The following is a 17,200-nucleotide window of genomic DNA, read 5'->3' as shown; positions in this document are numbered from 1 at the left end:
CCGAACGTGCTCCCCGCGCCTGCGGGGATGGTCCCAGCTCTTCCTCGGATGCCATTGCATCTCCTCTGTGCTCCCCGCGCCTGCGGGGATGGTCCCCGGATCCGGGAACTCGAGGTCAGGGAGCAGCAGTGCTCCCCGCGCCTGCGGGGATGGTCCCCGGTAACCGGTAACCGACCGCAACCACACAGAGTGCTCCCCGCGCCTGCGGGGATGGTCCCGGCGAGGGCAGGCGCGGGTCCAGCTCGATGTGGTGCTCCCCGCGCCTGCGGGGATGGTCCCAGCACGTCACCGGGCCTGTAGTCGTGGCTCATGTGCTCCCCGCGCCTGCGGGGATGGTCCCCCCGGCGGCCTTCAGATGATCGCCGGAAGCAGGTGCTCCCCGCGCCTGCGGGGATGGTCCCGGCGAGGGCAGGCGCGGGTCCAGCTCGATGTGGTGCTCCCCGCGCCTGCGGGGATGGTCCCCAGGCGCGGAACAGGGATGATACGTTCACGGCGTGCTCCCCGCGCCTGCGGGGATGGTCCCAGCTGCGGGTTGTGGAATCCAGGGATCGTGCTGTGCTCCCCGCGCCTGCGGGGATGGTCCCGTCACCGCGGACCGGCTGCGCAAGAAGTACCCGTGCTCCCCGCGCCTGCGGGGATGGTCCCCGCATCGGCACCTTCACCCGCTGCCGGCGAACGTGCTCCCCGCGCCTGCGGGGATGGTCCCGCCGCAGCGGCCATGTCGACGCGCCCGGCGGGGTGCTCCCCGCGCCTGCGGGGATGGTCCCACGACCGTGGACAACATCGGCTCGTCGCACTGGTGCTCCCCGCGCCTGCGGGGATGGTCCCGTGCACCCGCTCCAGAAGCGCTGACCCGTCGCGTGCTCCCCGCGCCTGCGGGGATGGTCCCGCCGGACAGCGGCGAGGGAACGGGGGAGAACAGTGCTCCCCGCGCCTGCGGGGATGGTCCCAGAGCCATTCCGATTCCGTACGCAGCGTCACCGTGCTCCCCGCGCCTGCGGGGATGGTCCCAGGGGCCAGCGACCAGGACATGCGTGGGATCAGTGCTCCCCGCGCCTGCGGGGATGGTCCCGTGCTGTACTGGCCGGGTGACTGCTTCCGGCAGTGCTCCCCGCGCCTGCGGGGATGGTCCCCGGTGGGGGACATCGACGACGCGATCGAGCGGGTGCTCCCCGCGCCTGCGGGGATGGTCCTCGAGATCAGGAGAACTCCAGCATGACGCATCGGTGCTCCCCGCGCCTGCGGGGATGGTCCCCTGGAGATCCGCAAGCCGGATCGGCGCCTTTTGTGCTCCCCGCGCCTGCGGGGATGGTCCCTCGTTCGCCTCGACGATCGTGTCCAGGTCAACGTGCTCCCCGCGCCTGCGGGGATGGTCCCTCCACGGTCATCCGCTCCCAGCTCCTCATCGGGTGCTCCCCGCGCCTGCGGGGATGGTCCCGGCTCGCACGTGTTGGCCGTGGAGCGCGCTCTGTGCTCCCCGCGCCTGCGGGGATGGTCCCAGAGTAGCGATACAGACTTGCTTATCGCCTCCGTGCTCCCCGCGCCTGCGGGGATGGTCCCGCGGAGCTCCGCCACGGGCCGATCTTTAGGGCGTGCTCCCCGCGCCTGCGGGGATGGTCCCAGCGGGCCCGCAGAAGTCAGCGCGGCTCATCAGTGCTCCCCGCGCCTGCGGGGATGGTCCCAACCAGAACCTGTCGCCCGGAACCGGCAAAAGGTGCTCCCCGCGCCTGCGGGGATGGTCCCCTGGAGCACCTCGCCCTGGAGATCGACAGCGAGTGCTCCCCGCGCCTGCGGGGATGGTCCCGTCAGCCCGTGCTTCTCCCGCTGCTGGCGCAGGTGCTCCCCGCGCCTGCGGGGATGGTCCCCGGATGCGCACCGGTACAAGACCGCGTGGTCAGTGCTCCCCGCGCCTGCGGGGATGGTCCCATTCACCGCTCCTACATCTCCCGCATCCTCTCGTGCTCCCCGCGCCTGCGGGGATGGTCCCGTGGTCTCGTTGCTCATGCCGGGGCTCCCGTCGTGCTCCCCGCGCCTGCGGGGATGGTCCCGTCACCGTTGCCACGTGGTCCCGCCGTCTGGAGTGCTCCCCGCGCCTGCGGGGATGGTCCCAGCACTCAGGTGGCTATATCCCTTGCGGTGCCGTGCTCCCCGCGCCTGCGGGGATGGTCCCTCGTCGACAACTCGGTCGACGAGCTCCAGAGAGTGCTCCCCGCGCCTGCGGGGATGGTCCCACATCCGGAAGGACCCCAAGTTGCAGCCCAATGTGCTCCCCGCGCCTGCGGGGATGGTCCCCGCTCACCCTCGGGTCGCAACCACATCCGCCCGTGCTCCCCGCGCCTGCGGGGATGGTCCCAGGTGCGGCCCAGCGACGTATCCCGGGCACGAGTGCTCCCCGCGCCTGCGGGGATGGTCCCGGTGATCCATAGCGCCGTCAGGCTGGTGAGTAGTGCTCCCCGCGCCTGCGGGGATGGTCCCCCACGTGCGGCAGGACGGGCACACCAGGGAGAGTGCTCCCCGCGCCTGCGGGGATGGTCCCAGTTCAACCGCGCGGTCCTGAACGACGCGAGGGTGCTCCCCGCGCCTGCGGGGATGGTCCCGACAAGGGATTTACCTTCGAGAAGGGTGCATGGTGCTCCCCGCGCCTGCGGGGATGGTCCCAGCGTGAGCCCGCGCGCCCTGCGCCCGTACCAGTGCTCCCCGCGCCTGCGGGGATGGTCCCGCCTCCGGCCGGCGCGGCACGCTCACCCGCATGTGCTCCCCGCGCCTGCGGGGATGGTCCCGCTACACAGCGACTGCCTCTGATGCATCACTCGTGCTCCCCGCGCCTGCGGGGATGGTCCCTTCCGGGGCCTCGACCAGTACTGCTGCTTATGGTGCTCCCCGCGCCTGCGGGGATGGTCCCCCCACAGGGCCAAGAATGATGGATCCGGTGATGTGCTCCCCGCGCCTGCGGGGATGGTCCCGGTGACAACTATCGCGCTTCGACACACGGCCTGTGCTCCCCGCGCCTGCGGGGATGGTCCCGTCACCGTTGCCACGTGGTCCCGCCGTCTGGAGTGCTCCCCGCGCCTGCGGGGATGGTCCCTAGAGAGTTCATTGACATAGCTAGAGAGCTTCGTGCTCCCCGCGCCTGCGGGGATGGTCCCCGTGGAGCCCGCCCGGCGAAAGACACCGGAGGGTGCTCCCCGCGCCTGCGGGGATGGTCCCCGCATCGGCACCTTCACCCGCTGCCGGCGAACGTGCTCCCCGCGCCTGCGGGGATGGTCCCTGTCGATGGACTCGCGCGGCTACGTCCGCGCCGTGCTCCCCGCGCCTGCGGGGATGGTCCCATTCACCGCTCCTACATCTCCCGCATCCTCTCGTGCTCCCCGCGCCTGCGGGGATGGTCCCTGGAATCTGAGCGACCGACTCGGGTTATGAGCGTGCTCCCCGCGCCTGCGGGGATGGTCCCAGTGGCTGCGCATCGAGCTGGCCGACCGTGCGGTGCTCCCCGCGCCTGCGGGGATGGTCCCTCGTCCCCGGTCAGGAACACTCCGTCGGGGAGGTGCTCCCCGCGCCTGCGGGGATGGTCCCAGTCATGCTTTCCGCGCTGCCGGTGACAGGCGGTGCTCCCCGCGCCTGCGGGGATGGTCCCAACCAATGCGGCTGGTCGTCCGGCGTAACCCCGTGCTCCCCGCGCCTGCGGGGATGGTCCCCAGCGGCACGAGACCGACGGGTACGACGCCTGGTGCTCCCCGCGCCTGCGGGGATGGTCCTTCGTGCGGTGAGTTTATGGGCCGGGATCAGGGGTGCTCCCCGCGCCTGCGGGGATGGTCCCTCGTCGACAACTCGGTCGACGAGCTCCAGAGAGTGCTCCCCGCGCCTGCGGGGATGGTCCCGTCCCGCCCTTGGACAGCTCCTTGAACTTGTTGTGCTCCCCGCGCCTGCGGGGATGGTCCCAACGCGGTCAGGGGCGGTGGGAGCGGGACTTGGTGCTCCCCGCGCCTGCGGGGATGGTCCCGCGGCTGCGGTCCTGTGGTGCGAGACCGGGCGGTGCTCCCCGCGCCTGCGGGGATGGTCCCGGCGTGACAAGGCGATGCCTGCTGCGGAAGACGTGCTCCCCGCGCCTGCGGGGATGGTCCCGTTGATCAGATCGCCACCGTGACAGGCACCGAGTGCTCCCCGCGCCTGCGGGGATGGTCCCAGACGTAGCATTGGTGCGTGGTGAAATCCTTCGTGCTCCCCGCGCCTGCGGGGATGGTCCCGCATACGCGCTGCGACAGTTCAAACAGCAGTCGTGCTCCCCGCGCCTGCGGGGATGGTCCCGAGTCAGACGGCCCGGAGACCCTGAGCAGCGAGTGCTCCCCGCGCCTGCGGGGATGGTCCCAGTCATGCTTTCCGCGCTGCCGGTGACAGGCGGTGCTCCCCGCGCCTGCGGGGATGGTCCCAAGGCAGTCCCGAACCTGGTCACGATCCGGAAGTGCTCCCCGCGCCTGCGGGGATGGTCCCACGTCCGAGACGCTGGAGTGGTTCGTCCCGTAGTGCTCCCCGCGCCTGCGGGGATGGTCCCCCCGGCCGCCTTGAGACGGTCCAGGGTGGTGAGTGCTCCCCGCGCCTGCGGGGATGGTCCCGCGATCTACCACCTCGCGGCAGCCGGGCTGGTGTGCTCCCCGCGCCTGCGGGGATGGTCCCATACCTCATGAGTGATGTTATGCGCGAGATCCGTGCTCCCCGCGCCTGCGGGGATGGTCCCTTGCGTCACCCGCGGGCCCCTGCCAGGGGGCTGTGCTCCCCGCGCCTGCGGGGATGGTCCCTCACCTTCGGTGAGGCCATCGCGCGAATGGTCGTGCTCCCCGCGCCTGCGGGGATGGTCCCGGTCGCCGCTCCCGTCACGGGGGAGCGCTTCGGTGCTCCCCGCGCCTGCGGGGATGGTCCCAGCGCACCGACAAAAGGCCAATGCTCTCCGATGTGCTCCCCGCGCCTGCGGGGATGGTCCCCGGCACACCAGCACGGTCGCCCGCCGCAGCGGGTGCTCCCCGCGCCTGCGGGGATGGTCCCCAGCTGCTGGCGCAGCGGGCGGGAGTGGCGTCGTGCTCCCCGCGCCTGCGGGGATGGTCCCCTGGGCTGCCGCCCGCAGTAGTGACCCGCATTGTGCTCCCCGCGCCTGCGGGGATGGTCCCGGCGCGGTGACCACGGTGCTGATGCGGCACTGGTGCTCCCCGCGCCTGCGGGGATGGTCCCAGCAGCCGTACGCGCGATCCGCTTCCCGGCCGGTGCTCCCCGCGCCTGCGGGGATGGTCCCGGCCATCGGCCGCGCGCACCAAGAAGCGGACTGTGCTCCCCGCGCCTGCGGGGATGGTCCCCGGCGGCCGGCGCGTCACTGTCCGGGGGCAGAGTGCTCCCCGCGCCTGCGGGGATGGTCCCGGCGCGGTGACCACGGTGCTGATGCGGCACTGGTGCTCCCCGCGCCTGCGGGGATGGTCCCATGCACCGCAAGCTCAACAACATGGTCAAGATGTGCTCCCCGCGCCTGCGGGGATGGTCCCCCCCTGACCCGCCCGATGACCGGCACCGGAACGTGCTCCCCGCGCCTGCGGGGATGGTCCCGAGAAAATCCAGCTCAAGACACCAACCGACGAGTGCTCCCCGCGCCTGCGGGGATGGTCCCGTCCTGCCGCCGCCTCGCGTGCGCAGTCAGCTGTGCTCCCCGCGCCTGCGGGGATGGTCCCAGCACTCAGGTGGCTATATCCCTTGCGGTGCCGTGCTCCCCGCGCCTGCGGGGATGGTCCCAGTGGCTGCGCATCGAGCTGGCCGACCGTGCGGTGCTCCCCGCGCCTGCGGGGATGGTCCCGCTCCGAAGACGTCGTCATCATGGCGTCCGCGGTGCTCCCCGCGCCTGCGGGGATGGTCCCGGCTCGCACGTGTTGGCCGTGGAGCGCGCTCTGTGCTCCCCGCGCCTGCGGGGATGGTCCTCTCACGCCCGTGTCGGATCCTCGACGCTCCGCGTGCTCCCCGCGCCTGCGGGGATGGTCCTCGGGCTCGCCTTCGGTGACGCGGGTCCAGATGGTGCTCCCCGCGCCTGCGGGGATGGTCCCGGTCGCCGCTCCCGTCACGGGGGAGCGCTTCGGTGCTCCCCGCGCCTGCGGGGATGGTCCCCGCCCCGCAGGGTGCCCCGGCGGCGGTCGGGGGTGCTCCCCGCGCCTGCGGGGATGGTCCCGAGCGACCCCGCCGGACGCCCCGGATATCACCGTGCTCCCCGCGCCTGCGGGGATGGTCCCCTGGGGAAGTGGGGCGAGAACGCCGCCGCCGAGTGCTCCCCGCGTCTGCGGGGATGGTCCCGGGTACGCCCGACGGATCGTGCTGGAGGAGACGTGCTCCCCGCGCCTGCGGGGATGGTCCCCGGTAGCTGACCAACGGCGCTGGACACGGCCCGTGCTCCCCGCGTCTGCGGGGATGGTCCCCAGATCAGATCGTCCATCTCGGATGTGACCCGGTGCTCCCCGCGTCTGCGGGGATGGTCCCGAGTACCAGCGGGGCGTCGCCACGTTCGGTGCGTGCTCCCCGCGCCTGCGGGGATGGTCCCAGCCCCAGACCCCACCGGAAGTAGCCGGTCATGTGCTCCCCGCGCCCGCAGGGATGCCCCACCCGAGCCCGGGTGCTCCGGGCCGGGTCGAGGCGACGCTGGGCGCGCTTGCGAGCAGCGTCGCCTCCGGCTTCCTCCATGCGTCGGGCTCGGGGCGCGCCCAGCTGCTTCAACGCGGGTCGTGGTCGCGGGGGGGTGACCGCTCGTACGGCTTCGGCGACGGCCAGGAAGTCCTTCTTCAGGATCGCGTCGTGGTTGCTGGCGACCTTCGCGCTGATCTTGATGTTGGCGTTGCGGGCGACCACTCCGTCGAGGCTGGCGCGGATGAGTTCCTGTTCGTCGCCCTTGCTGCCGAGGGAGTTCCCCGACGCGACCACGTAGCGCGCCGGGACGGTGATGCTGTCCAGTACGGGGCCCAGTTCGCGCTCGCGGGCGAGCTTGCCGAGTTCGATGTTGCAGTCGGCCATCTGGGCGGCGGTCATGCGCGGGGTCAGGCCCGTCGGGTGCAGCAGTGGCATGAAGAGGTTCAGTCGGCCGAAGGTCTTGCGGATGCGCTGTTCCATCGCGTCGTCCAGCCAGTCGTGCGGCTGGGCGCCTTCGACCATGACGACGCCCAGGGTGCGTTCGGGGTTGCGGGCGGCCCAGTGCGCCGCGACGAACGCTCCGTAGGACCAGCCGACCACGAGGGCCCGGTCGACGCTTCTGGCCGCGAGGACGGCGTCGACGTCCCGGACGGCGGCCTCGAAGGAGTAGTCCGCCGAACGCCTCGACTTCTTGCCGCGGGCCCGCTCGTCGTAGGTGATGTGCCTCCACTGCGTGCCCAGTTCGGCGGTGACATGCCGCCAGTAACCCTGGGTGGCGAACTGGCCGTTGAGGTAGATCACGGGGATTCCGGAGCCGCCGGTGTCCGTCACGGCCAGGGCCGTGTCGTCGACCGGCACCATGCCGGTCCATGCCGAACCGGTCGAGGAAGGGCTGTTCTTCGTCATGCGGTTCTCCTGGTCGTGGCGTGCGTGGCGTGCGTGGCGTGCGTGGCGTGCGTGGCGTGCGTGGCGTGCGTGGCGTGCATGGTGTGTGCGGTGTGTGCGGTGTGTGCGGTGTGCGTGACGTGTATCGCGTGTGTGGCGCCTGTCCTGTGCGGCGTCGTCTCTCAAGGTGCCGTGGGTGCGGCGCAGCCCGTGGAGTTGAGGTGGGGGCTGCGCCCGGATTCGTTACAGGCTGCGGGCGGTGATGTTGCCGTGGTCGGTGGTCGCCCGGATGTTCAGGCCGGCCGCGGCGCCCTCGGTGTTCAGCAGGGTGTTGTGGACTCGGCCGTAACCGGTGCCGGCGTCCAGGACCGCAGAGGTTCCTCGGGCGGCGCCGACCGTCACGTCGCCCTTCCGGGTACGCAGCGCGAGCGTGCCGGAGGTGGCCTCGGTGATGTGGATGCTGCCCTGCTGGGTGCTGATCTCCGCGGCGCCGGCCAGGCGGCCGACCGTGACATCGGCGGCGTGGGCGGTGACGTGCACGCTCGCGGCCTCGTCGATCCTGACCGTGCCGTGCGCACCCTCGCAGGTGATGTCGCCGAGCCGTCCGACGCCGCGGAACTCGGCGCCGGCCGCCTTCGCCTCGACGCGGGAGCCGGCGGGCAGTTGGACGGTCACCTCGATGGATCCGGATGCGCCGAGGATCTGGTTCTTCTCCGCCGGGGCCTTGATGCGCAGGACGCCGTCGGCATATTCGACCGTGGTCTGCTCCGCCGCCTTCACGTCGCGGCTCCTGGAGGCGTTGGCCGGCAGGACCGTGACGGTGGTGTCGGCCCGGTCGGCGGCGATGACCTGGATGCGCCCGGCGGTGATGTCGACCAGGGCGGAGATGGTGGCGGGGGTGTCGAACTTCTGCATGGTGGTCTCCTCGTGTGCGTTCTTCGTTTCCTGCAACGGAAAAGCTACGTTGCATTCGAAGGTTCGGCAACGAGGTTGTTGCGTGCAACTCCCATAATTGCAGGCCAGTGTGGGGATTTCATTGCAATGGGCTTGAAGTTAATGCAATGGCGAAGCGACCGCTCGTTGCATTGGGATGAAGGCGAACGCTACGCTGGCGCCCACACGGACGACGAAGGGGAGCGCGATGCCGGGAGGCAGGCTCACTCAGCAGGAACGTCAGCAGATCGCGCTGGGGCTGGCCGACGACCTCGCCTACGCGGAGATCGCCCGACGTCTCGACCGCCCCACCTCGACCATCACGCGCGAAGTGATGCGCAACGGCGGCCCCGCCGCCTACCGTGCCGACCTGGCCCACCGCGCCACCGAACGCCGCGCCCACCGCCGCAAGCCCGCCCCGTCCCGGGCGCAGGGGGCGCCGGTGCCGGCCGGCGGGCGCGACGACGAGGCCGTGCGTGAGTACGAGGAGGCCTTCACCACCCTCCTGACGCAGCAGGGTCTGCCCAGGATGACGGCTCGGGTGCTGACCTGTCTCTTCACCGCCGACGCGGGCAGCCTCACCGCGTCCGAACTCGTGCGGCGCCTCCAGGTCAGTCCGGCGTCCGTCTCCAAGGCGATCGGGTTCCTCGAGGACCAGGGTCTCGTCCTGCGCAAGCGCGACGAAGGCCGCCGCGAGCGCTACTTCGTCGACGACGACGTCTGGTACCGGTCGACGATCGCCAGCGCCCATGGCAGCGCCCTGATAGCGCGGACCGCGCGGCAGGGCGTCGATGTCCTGGGGCGCGACAGCCCCGCCGCCGCCCGTCTCGAAAACATCGCCCGCTTCAGCGACTTCATCAGCGAGAGCATCCTTCGCGCCGCGGAGCAGGTCCGCGAAATCCTCCACGCGAAGCCCGGAACGAGCCCGGACGACCTTGCCCCTGCCCCTGCCCCTGCTTCTGCCGCACCGGATGACGCGGACCGCGCTTAGGGCGTCCCCCGTCCGGCGGGAGGCGGCAGCGGCCTCCCCGCAGCCCCTCCCCGGCCGTGCCCGCCCTCACCGCCCCAGCGACTTGCCGAACCCCGCCGCCAGCGGCATGCGCAGTCCCAGCGGCGGCGGGGCCGCCAGCGCGTCCTCGACCGGGCGGGCGTACCCCTTGCCGAAGAGGGAGCCCCGGACGAAGTCGGCTGCCAGGGCGGCGACTTCGGACTGGTGCTGGCGCAGTGCGTGGCCGTCCGAGTGGACCTCGAAGCGGCATGTGTCGCGGTTGGACTTCTTGGCGCGCTCGGCCAGGCGGAACGACAGCTCCGGGTCCGAGCGGGCGTCGTTCGTGCCATGGACCAGCAGGACCTGGCGGCCGACCAGATGCTTGACCGGTTCCGGTTCGGCGGCCGGGTCCCCCGGCAGCCAGGGGGCCATCGCGAGGACCGAGGTCACCGCCCGGTGGCCGCCCGCGCGCAGGGCCGCCCGGCCGCCCATGCCGTGGCCCGCCAGGCAGACCGGGATGTCGCCGTAGCGGCGTACGGCCTCGTCCACCGCCCATTCGGCGTCCGCCGCGAGATGGGCCTCCGCGGTGTTCCAGCCCCGGCAGCGGTAGTGCACGACGTGGACGGCGAGGCCGTCGTCGCCGCCCGCGCGGGCCAGGGAACGGGCCAGCGGGAGCCGCAGGGCGTAGGAGAGGGAGGAGGGGCGGCGGTAGGAGTAGGGCTCGCCGTCCGGGAGCAGCAGGACCACGCCGCTGACCGTGGTGGATTCTCCGGCCGATCTGACGGCCCGTCCCAGCCTTGCAGCAGGCAGGGGGAGTGCGCGCTGTGCCATGACGCAACAGTGTCAGAAGGACAGGTGTACGCCACCCGTATTCGCGGTCTCTGTTACGTATCGGCGAGCCGTTCCCCGCAGCGCTCTACGCGCGTAGGCGCTAGAGTGCGTGAATGATGAGCCCGACCCTCAATGTGCCCGGCCAGGATCAGATCCGGCGTGCCCCCAAGGTTCTTCTCCACGACCACCTCGACGGCGGCCTGCGACCCGGGACGATCGTCGAACTCGCCGCCGCCAACGGTTATGACGGACTTCCGGAGACCGATCCCGACAAGCTCGGTATCTGGTTCCGGGAGGCCGCCGACTCCGGTTCGCTGGAGCGGTATCTGGAGACGTTCGCCCACACCTGTGCCGTCATGCAGACCCGTGACGCGCTGGTCAGGGTCGCCGCCGAGTGCGCGGAGGACCTGGCTGCGGACGGTGTCGTGTACGCCGAGGTGCGGTACGCGCCCGAACAGCACCTGGAAGCCGGTCTGACCCTCGAAGAGGTCGTCGAGGCCGTCAACGAGGGTTTCCGTGAGGGGGAGCGCAGGGCCCGTGGGGACGGCAACCGTATCCGGGTGGGCGCTCTGCTCACCGCGATGCGGCACGCCGCGCGTTCGCTGGAGATCGCGGAGCTGGCCAACCGCTACCGCGAGCAGGGTGTCGTCGGCTTCGACATCGCGGGCGCGGAGGCGGGCTTCCCGCCCACCCGGCACCTCGACGCCTTCGAGTACCTCAAGCGCGAGAACAACCACTTCACCATCCACGCGGGCGAGGCCTTCGGGCTGCCGTCGATCTGGCAGGCCATCCAGTGGTGCGGCGCCGACCGGCTCGGCCACGGTGTCCGCATCATCGACGACATCGAGGTCGCCGAGGACGGCACCGTGAAGCTCGGCCGCCTGGCTTCCTACGTACGGGACAAGCGCATCCCGCTGGAGCTCTGCCCGACCTCCAACCTGCAGACCGGCGCCGCGGCCTCGTACGCCGGGCACCCGATCGGGCTGCTGCGCCGGCTTCACTTCCGGGCCACCGTCAACACGGACAACCGGCTGATGAGCGGTACGAGCATGAGCATGGAATTCGAGAAACTGACCGAAGCATTCGGATACACGCTCGATGACATGCAATGGTTCGCTGTCAATGGAATGAAGTCGGCGTTCATTCCTTTCGATGAACGTTTGGCGATGATCAACGACGTCATCAAGCCCGGATACGCCGAGCTGAAGTCCGAATGGCTCTTCGAGCAGACTGCTGCGACCAGCGTGTCTTCGTCGGTCGCCGGCTGAGCGAGCGTATGGAGGGAACGGCCGGGGGTGTTTTCCCCGGCCGTTTTCCGCGTTTTCCGGTGTTTGCGGGAGGGGTGCGGGGCTGAATAGTTTGCAGAGCCGCTCACATCCCCCCTCCCCAAGGATGAATTTCACATGAAGCACTCTGCTGCCAGGACTCTCGGCGTCGCCGCTCTCGGTGCCGCTTTCGCCGCTGCCGCCGCCGGAACCGCCTCGGCCTCCGCGCTGCCCGTGGACGCCGCCGCCGGCGCCCTGCCCGTCGCCGGTGCCCTGGCGAACGCCACGTCGACCCTGCCGGTCCAGGACACCGCCACCGAGCTCCTCGGCACCAGCCAGACGAAGGTCCTGGGCGAGGTGGCCGCCCCGGCCAAGGGCCTCCTCGGCGGTCTGCCCGCCGGTGGTCTGAAGACCGGCGGTCTGTCGGCCAACGGTCTGCCGCTCGGCCGCTGACGGACCGGCTCCGCACATGCCCGTGGGCGGGCACCCGATGCCGGGGGCCCGCCCACAGCTGTGCGTACGAGGACTACCAGGCGGCCGCGGTGGACGAGGTCTTCTCCTCGGGAAGCAGCAGCCACAGCGCCAGGTAGAGCAGGAACTGGGGGCCGGGCAGCAGGCACGAGACGACGAAGACGATGCGCATGGTCCTCGCGGAGGTGCCGAAGCGCCGTGCCAGCGCTGCGCACACTCCGCCGAGCATGCGTCCGTCACGGGGGCGGGCAAGTGCGGCCATGGTGGGCTCCTTCGCGAAGCGTTGCCGAGGGAGCGGTCCGTTGCGCTCCCGATGTATCCAGGATGGCTCGCGCAACGGGACAAAGCGTCGCTCTACGGGGCGATGCCGACCCTGGAAATCCTCGGGGTCGATCCCTGAGGGACTTCATGGCCGGCGGCGGGAAGCACTTGGATCCGCCGCTGCTTGCGGCGGCGCAGCCGCGCCCGCCAGACCGGGACGACCAGGATGTGGGCGACCGCGACACCGACGGTGTTCAGGATCATCGAGTCGACGTCGACGACCTGGCCGGGCACCCCGGTCTGGCCCAGTTCGATGGCCAGCGAGATCAGTGCGCCGGCGGCGACGGTACGGGTCAGTGAGGCCCACGGCGAGGCGAAGAGACGGCCCCCGGCGAGCGGCAGCAGTATGCCCAGAGGTGCCAGCAGCAGGAGTTCCTTGCCGATACGGCGGGTGGCGTCGGCCGGGCCGAGCGAGAGATCGGCCTTGATGCCGGCGAACGGCTGGAGGTTGGCGGCGGTCATCCACGGCACGTCCAGCGGGCGCAGAGTCAGCCACCCGACGAGCAGCAGATGCGCGAGGAGCAGCGACACTCCGACCGCGCGGAAGCGGATGACGGCTTGGCCGTCCGAACCTTGACGCACGTCACCAAGGACGCGGGCGACGGCAGGATCGGTTCCGCTCGGGTGGGGGAGACCTGGCTCACCCCGCCCCGGCGCCCGCCGCTCCCGCGACCGCTGGGGCCCGTGACCACTCCCGCCGACCGCCGACCGTCGGGCCCGCCGACCGCCGACCGTCGGGCCCGCCGACCGTCGACCGCCGGGCCCGCCCACCGCCGGGCCCGTGGCGGCCCCGGCCCTCACCGAAGCCCGTGGCCGTGCCGGCCCCTCCCGGGACCCATGACCGCTCAAGGCAGCCGGCCGCCGACGCCCCCGGCCGGCTCAGTGCAGCAGCGCCGCGCCCGTCGTCGGTACGGCCTGCGGGCGGGTCTTCGTCTCCGTGGTGCACAGGTAGGCACGCGGTGCGTAGCTGCCCGGACCGCCGAGCGTCACCGAGCCGTCGGGGACGAGTGCCTCGCTCTCGGCGTACGTACAGACGATCTGCGCCAGCGCCTCGGACGGCAGGTCCTCCGGCTGCTCGCTGAGGCGCAGCGCGCCCTTCGGGTCGCCCCTGCGCGGGTCGTCGATCCGGAGCGTCGCCGGTACATGGGTGGAGAAACCCGCCTGGCGCTCGGCGGCCGGCGGTTCCTGGCGCAGTTCGTCCAGGAGGGCGCGGGCGATCCGGAGCCGGTCCGATGTCGCCTCCTGGACCTGCACCGCGCGGTCCACGGTGACCAGTTCCGAGGCGCAGACCAGATAGACCTGTACGGGGATGCCCTGCTGGGCCTGGGCGGCGATGTCCTCCGCCGGCATCGTGCACGGCACCTGGGACGGGGCCGGGCCGGCGTCGACGGGAACCGAGGTGGTCCTGATCCCGCAGCCCGCCGCCAGTACGGCGCAGAGCGCGGCACCGGCCAGGGCTGCGGCGGGGCGGCGGCCCCGGCGTCCGGTGGGCGTCACGTCGCGTCGTCCTCCTCGTCCGGGATCTCGGCGTCCTGACCCCCGGTGGTGCGGTTCAGTGCCTCGGCGTCGCGCGGCAGGCGCAGGACGAACACCGCGCCGTCGCCGTCCGGCGAGTTCGCGGCGGTGATGTCGCCGCCGTGGATGTGCGCGTTCTCCATGGCGATCGAGAGCCCCAGGCCGCTGCCCTCGGAACGGGGGCGGGAGGCACTGGCCTTGTAGAAGCGGTCGAAGACGTGCGGCAGGACGTCCTCGGGGATGCCGGGGCCGTGGTCGCGCACCTCGATGACGAGGTCGTCGCCATCGGTCCGTACCGCGACCCGTACCGGCGAACCTCCGTGCTTCAGCGCGTTCCCGATCAGGTTGGCCAGGATCACGTCCAGCCGGCGCGGATCGAGACGGACCATCATGCCGCGCTCGGCGTCCAGGTCCACCGCGTCCAGCCAGGCGCGGGCGTCGATGCAGGCGGTCACCTGGTCGGCGACGTCGACGGTGTCGAGGACCAGCCGGGCCGTACCCGCGTCGAAGCGGGTGACCTCCATCAGGTTCTCCACCAGGTCGTTGAGGCGCCGGGTCTCGCTGACCACCAGGTGCACGGCGGGAGCGATCATCGGGTCGAGGCTGTCGGCCTCGTCCTCCAGCACCTCGGCGACGGCGGTGATCGCGGTGAGCGGGGTGCGCAGTTCGTGCGACATGTCGGCGACGAAACGGCGGCTGGACTCCTCCCGCGCGCTCATGTCCGCGACCTTCTTCTCCAGGGAGCTCGCCGTTCTGTTGAACGTTCTGGAGAGATCGGCCAGTTCATCGGTGCCGGACACCACGAGCCTGGTGTCGAGCTTGCCTTCGCCGAGCTTGCGGGCGGCGTCGCCGAGCCGCTGCACGGGCCGCAGCACCGTCGTCGCCGCGGCCTGCGCCAGCAGCGCGGAGCCGACCAGGGCCAGCGCGGTGGCGATCCCCAGGGACCAGGCGAGGGAGTTGAGATCCTGCCGTTCCTGGTCGAGGGACTTGAGCATGTAGCCGGTCGGGCCACCGCCGATGATCTTCGTACCGGCGACGAGATACGGCGTGCCGCGGATGGATATCCGCTGCCAGAACAGGTGGTACTCGTACTTGTTGCCGTCCTTGACCGGCTGCTTCTTGTCGACCTGCTTGCGCAGCGACGCGGGTACGTTGTCGAGGGTGAAGGTGTCCAGGTCGGAGTTGCCGACGATCGGCTTGCCGGGATCGCGTTCGTCGAGCAGCAGCACGCTGTAGCCGGGACTGCTGCTCGCCATCTGCACGGCGGCGGTCTGAAGGTCCTCCTTGGTGGGACGCATCGGCAGCGAGGCCGCCCGGCCCTGCATCTCCTGGCGGAAGTCCCCGAGCGCGGAATCCTGCGTACGGGTCAGCACCGCCTCGCGGTTCAGCCAGTACGCGATCCCGGACGCCGACACCGCGGCGGTCAGCGCGACCAGCGCGAACACGACGACGAGCCGCAGCCGCAGGCTGGTCCAGCGGAGCCCGGCGAGCAGGCTCCGCCGCACGGCCGTACTCACTGGGGCGAGTCCAGCCGGTATCCCACGCCCCGCACGGTACGGATCAGGGTCGGCGAGGAAGGAACGTCCTCCACCTTCGCGCGCAGCCGCTGGACGCAGGCGTCCACCAGACGGGAGTCGCCGAGGTAGTCGTGCTCCCAGACCAGGCGCAGCAGTTGCTGCCGGGACAGGGCCTGGCCCGGCCGGCGGCTCAGCTCCAGCAGGAGGCGCAGCTCGGTCGGGGTGAGCTGGAGATCCTCCCCGTCCTTGGTCACGGTCATGGCGGAGCGGTCGATCACCACACTGCCGAACGTGGCGGAGTCCGTGGACTCGCGCTCGCCCCGGCGCAGCACCGCGCGGATACGGGCGTCGAGCACCCGGCCCTGCACGGGTTTCACCACATAGTCGTCGGCGCCGGACTCCAGTCCGACCACGACGTCGATGTCGTCGCTTCGCGCGGTCAGCAGAATGATCGGCAGTTGGTCGGTGCGCCGGATGCGCCGGCACACCTCGAAACCATCGATCCCGGGCAGCATCACATCCAGCACGACCAGGTCGGGCCGCTGCTCACGCAGCAGGTTGAGGCCGTCCTCTCCCGTCGCCGCGGTGGCCACACGGTGGCCCTGGCGTGACAGCGAGAGTTCGAGGGCCGTGCGGATGGCGTCGTCGTCCTCGATCAGCAACAGGAAAGGCACGCTGGTCATTCTGACCCATGGGGGAGCCTCAGTTCGACAGTTGGTCCCCCCTCATACATCCGGCAGCCCCGAATCGTGTCCGCGCCGTGCCCTGTGACAGGTCTGTGACAGTCGGCGGACAGCGCCATGAAATCGCCCGTGCAAGCTCGTTGTCACAAGGAACGGACGGACTCCACCGACAGGGGGCGCGAGATGAACGCAACGCACAGCATCACCACGAGCGCAGTTGTCACGCGTCTCCACGACGTCGGGCGGAGCACCGAGAAGTCCGGCGCCGCTGTGAACGGGCGGGGGTGCGTTCGAGGCGCCGGTCGTCAGTACCCGTCGTACATGACGGTGGTCGACGCGCCTGCCGCCACGGGGGCGGGCAACGGGGGAAGCGCGTACGGGGAGGTCACGGGGGAGCGGAAGGCCCCGGAGCGGACCGAGGACGCCGAAGCGGCGTTCACGGCCTACGTCCGGGAGCGCCGCGCCTCCCTGTACGCCACCGCCTACCACCTGACCGGTGACCGGTTCGAGGCGGAGGACCTGCTGCAGAGCGCCCTCTTCTCGACGTACCGCGCCTGGGACCGGATCAGTGACAAGGCGGCGGTCGGCGGCTATCTGCGCCGGACCATGACCAATCTGCACATCAGCGCCTGGCGCAGGCGCAAGCTGAACGAATACCCGACCGAGGAGCTGCCGGAGACGGCGGGCGACACGGACGCGATGCGCGGTACCGAACTGCGCGCCGTCCTCTGGCAGGCGCTGGCGCGACTGCCCGAGACACAGCGCACGATGCTGGTCCTGCGCTACTACGAGGGCCGTACGGACCCCGAGATCGCGTCCATCCTCGACATCAGTGTCGGCACGGTGAAGTCCAGCATCTGGCGGTCTCTCCGCCGGCTGCGCGAGGACGAGGTCCTCAGCTTCGGCCGTGACGAGGAGGAGTCCTTCGGCGAGCTGGTGGCCTGAGGCAGCGGGGGATACGGGGGAACACGGGGGATACGGGGGACAGGCCGCCGCTTCGGGGGAGCGGCGGTGTACGGGGAAACGGACCGCTGCTTCGGGGGAGGCGGTGGTGCACGGGGGAAGCTGAGGGGTCGGACGGGCCGGGGGGTCTTGTCCGGCCCCTCAGTGCGTCTGCGCGGGCTTCTCGTCTCGCGCGTGCCCATC

At 71.3% G+C, this 17,200-nt stretch carries 11 protein-coding genes, 1 pseudogene and 1 CRISPR repeat array (1 of these 13 cut by a window edge); of the genes and pseudogenes, 4 read left to right on the top strand and 8 right to left on the bottom strand.

The window, feature by feature from the left end:
- Positions 1 to 6,623: direct repeats of the CRISPR family, unit length 29 nt; unit sequence GTGCTCCCCGCGCCTGCGGGGATGGTCCC (it extends 2,555 nt beyond the left edge of the window).
- Positions 6,624 to 7,125: 502 nt separating this feature from the next.
- Positions 7,126 to 7,506, bottom strand: a pseudogene (locus ACZ4LX_RS13165) (alpha/beta fold hydrolase); the annotation flags it as partial.
- 267 nt (positions 7,507 to 7,773) lie between these two features.
- Positions 7,774 to 8,445 (bottom strand): DUF4097 family beta strand repeat-containing protein, encoded by a 672-nt coding sequence (locus ACZ4LX_RS13160; RefSeq protein WP_467643038.1) that lies wholly within the window; start codon positions 8,443 to 8,445, stop codon positions 7,774 to 7,776.
- 226 nt (positions 8,446 to 8,671) lie between these two features.
- Here ACZ4LX_RS13160 and ACZ4LX_RS13155 point away from each other — a divergent pair, with 226 nt between their 5' ends.
- Positions 8,672 to 9,454 (top strand): GbsR/MarR family transcriptional regulator, encoded by a 783-nt coding sequence (locus ACZ4LX_RS13155; protein ID WP_467643041.1) that lies wholly within the window; start codon positions 8,672 to 8,674, stop codon positions 9,452 to 9,454.
- Between the two features lie 66 nt (positions 9,455 to 9,520).
- Here the strand turns inward: ACZ4LX_RS13155 and ACZ4LX_RS13150 are convergent, their stop codons facing one another.
- A complete protein-coding gene (locus ACZ4LX_RS13150) occupies positions 9,521 to 10,282 on the bottom strand; it encodes an alpha/beta hydrolase (protein ID WP_467643045.1) in 762 nt (253 codons plus the stop codon).
- 113 nt (positions 10,283 to 10,395) lie between these two features.
- Between ACZ4LX_RS13150 and ACZ4LX_RS13145 the strand changes: the two genes are divergently transcribed.
- Entirely contained in the window at positions 10,396 to 11,550 is a 1,155-nt protein-coding gene (locus ACZ4LX_RS13145; protein ID WP_467643048.1) for an adenosine deaminase, read from the top strand.
- 135 nt (positions 11,551 to 11,685) lie between these two features.
- Entirely contained in the window at positions 11,686 to 12,000 is a 315-nt protein-coding gene (locus ACZ4LX_RS13140) for a hypothetical protein (protein ID WP_467643051.1), read from the top strand.
- 73 nt (positions 12,001 to 12,073) lie between these two features.
- On the opposite strand, the gene ACZ4LX_RS13135 is transcribed toward ACZ4LX_RS13140, so the two are convergent.
- From ACZ4LX_RS13135 to afsQ1, 5 genes are all read right to left on the bottom strand, one after another.
- Entirely contained in the window at positions 12,074 to 12,280 is a 207-nt protein-coding gene (locus ACZ4LX_RS13135) for a PspC domain-containing protein (RefSeq protein ID WP_467643054.1), read from the bottom strand.
- 92 nt (positions 12,281 to 12,372) lie between these two features.
- Complete coding sequence (locus ACZ4LX_RS13130; RefSeq protein WP_467643057.1) at positions 12,373 to 12,921, bottom strand: VanZ family protein; 549 nt, start codon at positions 12,919 to 12,921, stop codon at positions 12,373 to 12,375.
- 297 nt (positions 12,922 to 13,218) lie between these two features.
- Positions 13,219 to 13,836: a hypothetical protein gene (locus tag ACZ4LX_RS13125; RefSeq protein WP_467643060.1), complete on the bottom strand. Its 618-nt coding sequence runs from the start codon at positions 13,834 to 13,836 to the stop codon at positions 13,219 to 13,221.
- The gene (locus tag ACZ4LX_RS13120) at positions 13,833 to 15,371 is read right to left on the bottom strand and encodes an ATP-binding protein (RefSeq protein ID WP_467643062.1); all 1,539 of its coding nucleotides are present in this window, start codon (positions 15,369 to 15,371) and stop codon (positions 13,833 to 13,835) included. Before ACZ4LX_RS13120 ends, ACZ4LX_RS13125 begins: the two co-directional genes overlap by 4 nt.
- Positions 15,368 to 16,045, bottom strand: coding sequence for a two-component system response regulator AfsQ1 (gene afsQ1 / locus ACZ4LX_RS13115; protein WP_199884271.1), 678 nt, complete (start codon positions 16,043 to 16,045; stop codon positions 15,368 to 15,370). The genes ACZ4LX_RS13120 and afsQ1 overlap by 4 nt, the downstream gene beginning before the upstream one ends.
- A 192-nt stretch (positions 16,046 to 16,237) precedes the next feature.
- On the opposite strand from afsQ1, the gene ACZ4LX_RS13110 reads away from it, so the two are divergent.
- Positions 16,238 to 16,999, top strand: coding sequence for a SigE family RNA polymerase sigma factor (locus ACZ4LX_RS13110; RefSeq protein WP_467643066.1), 762 nt, complete (start codon positions 16,238 to 16,240; stop codon positions 16,997 to 16,999).
- Positions 17,000 to 17,200: the final 201 nt, after the last annotated feature.

It is taken from the genome of Streptomyces sp. NPDC026062, assembly GCF_055568375.1.
This window is presented reverse-complemented; position numbering and strand designations above follow the sequence as displayed.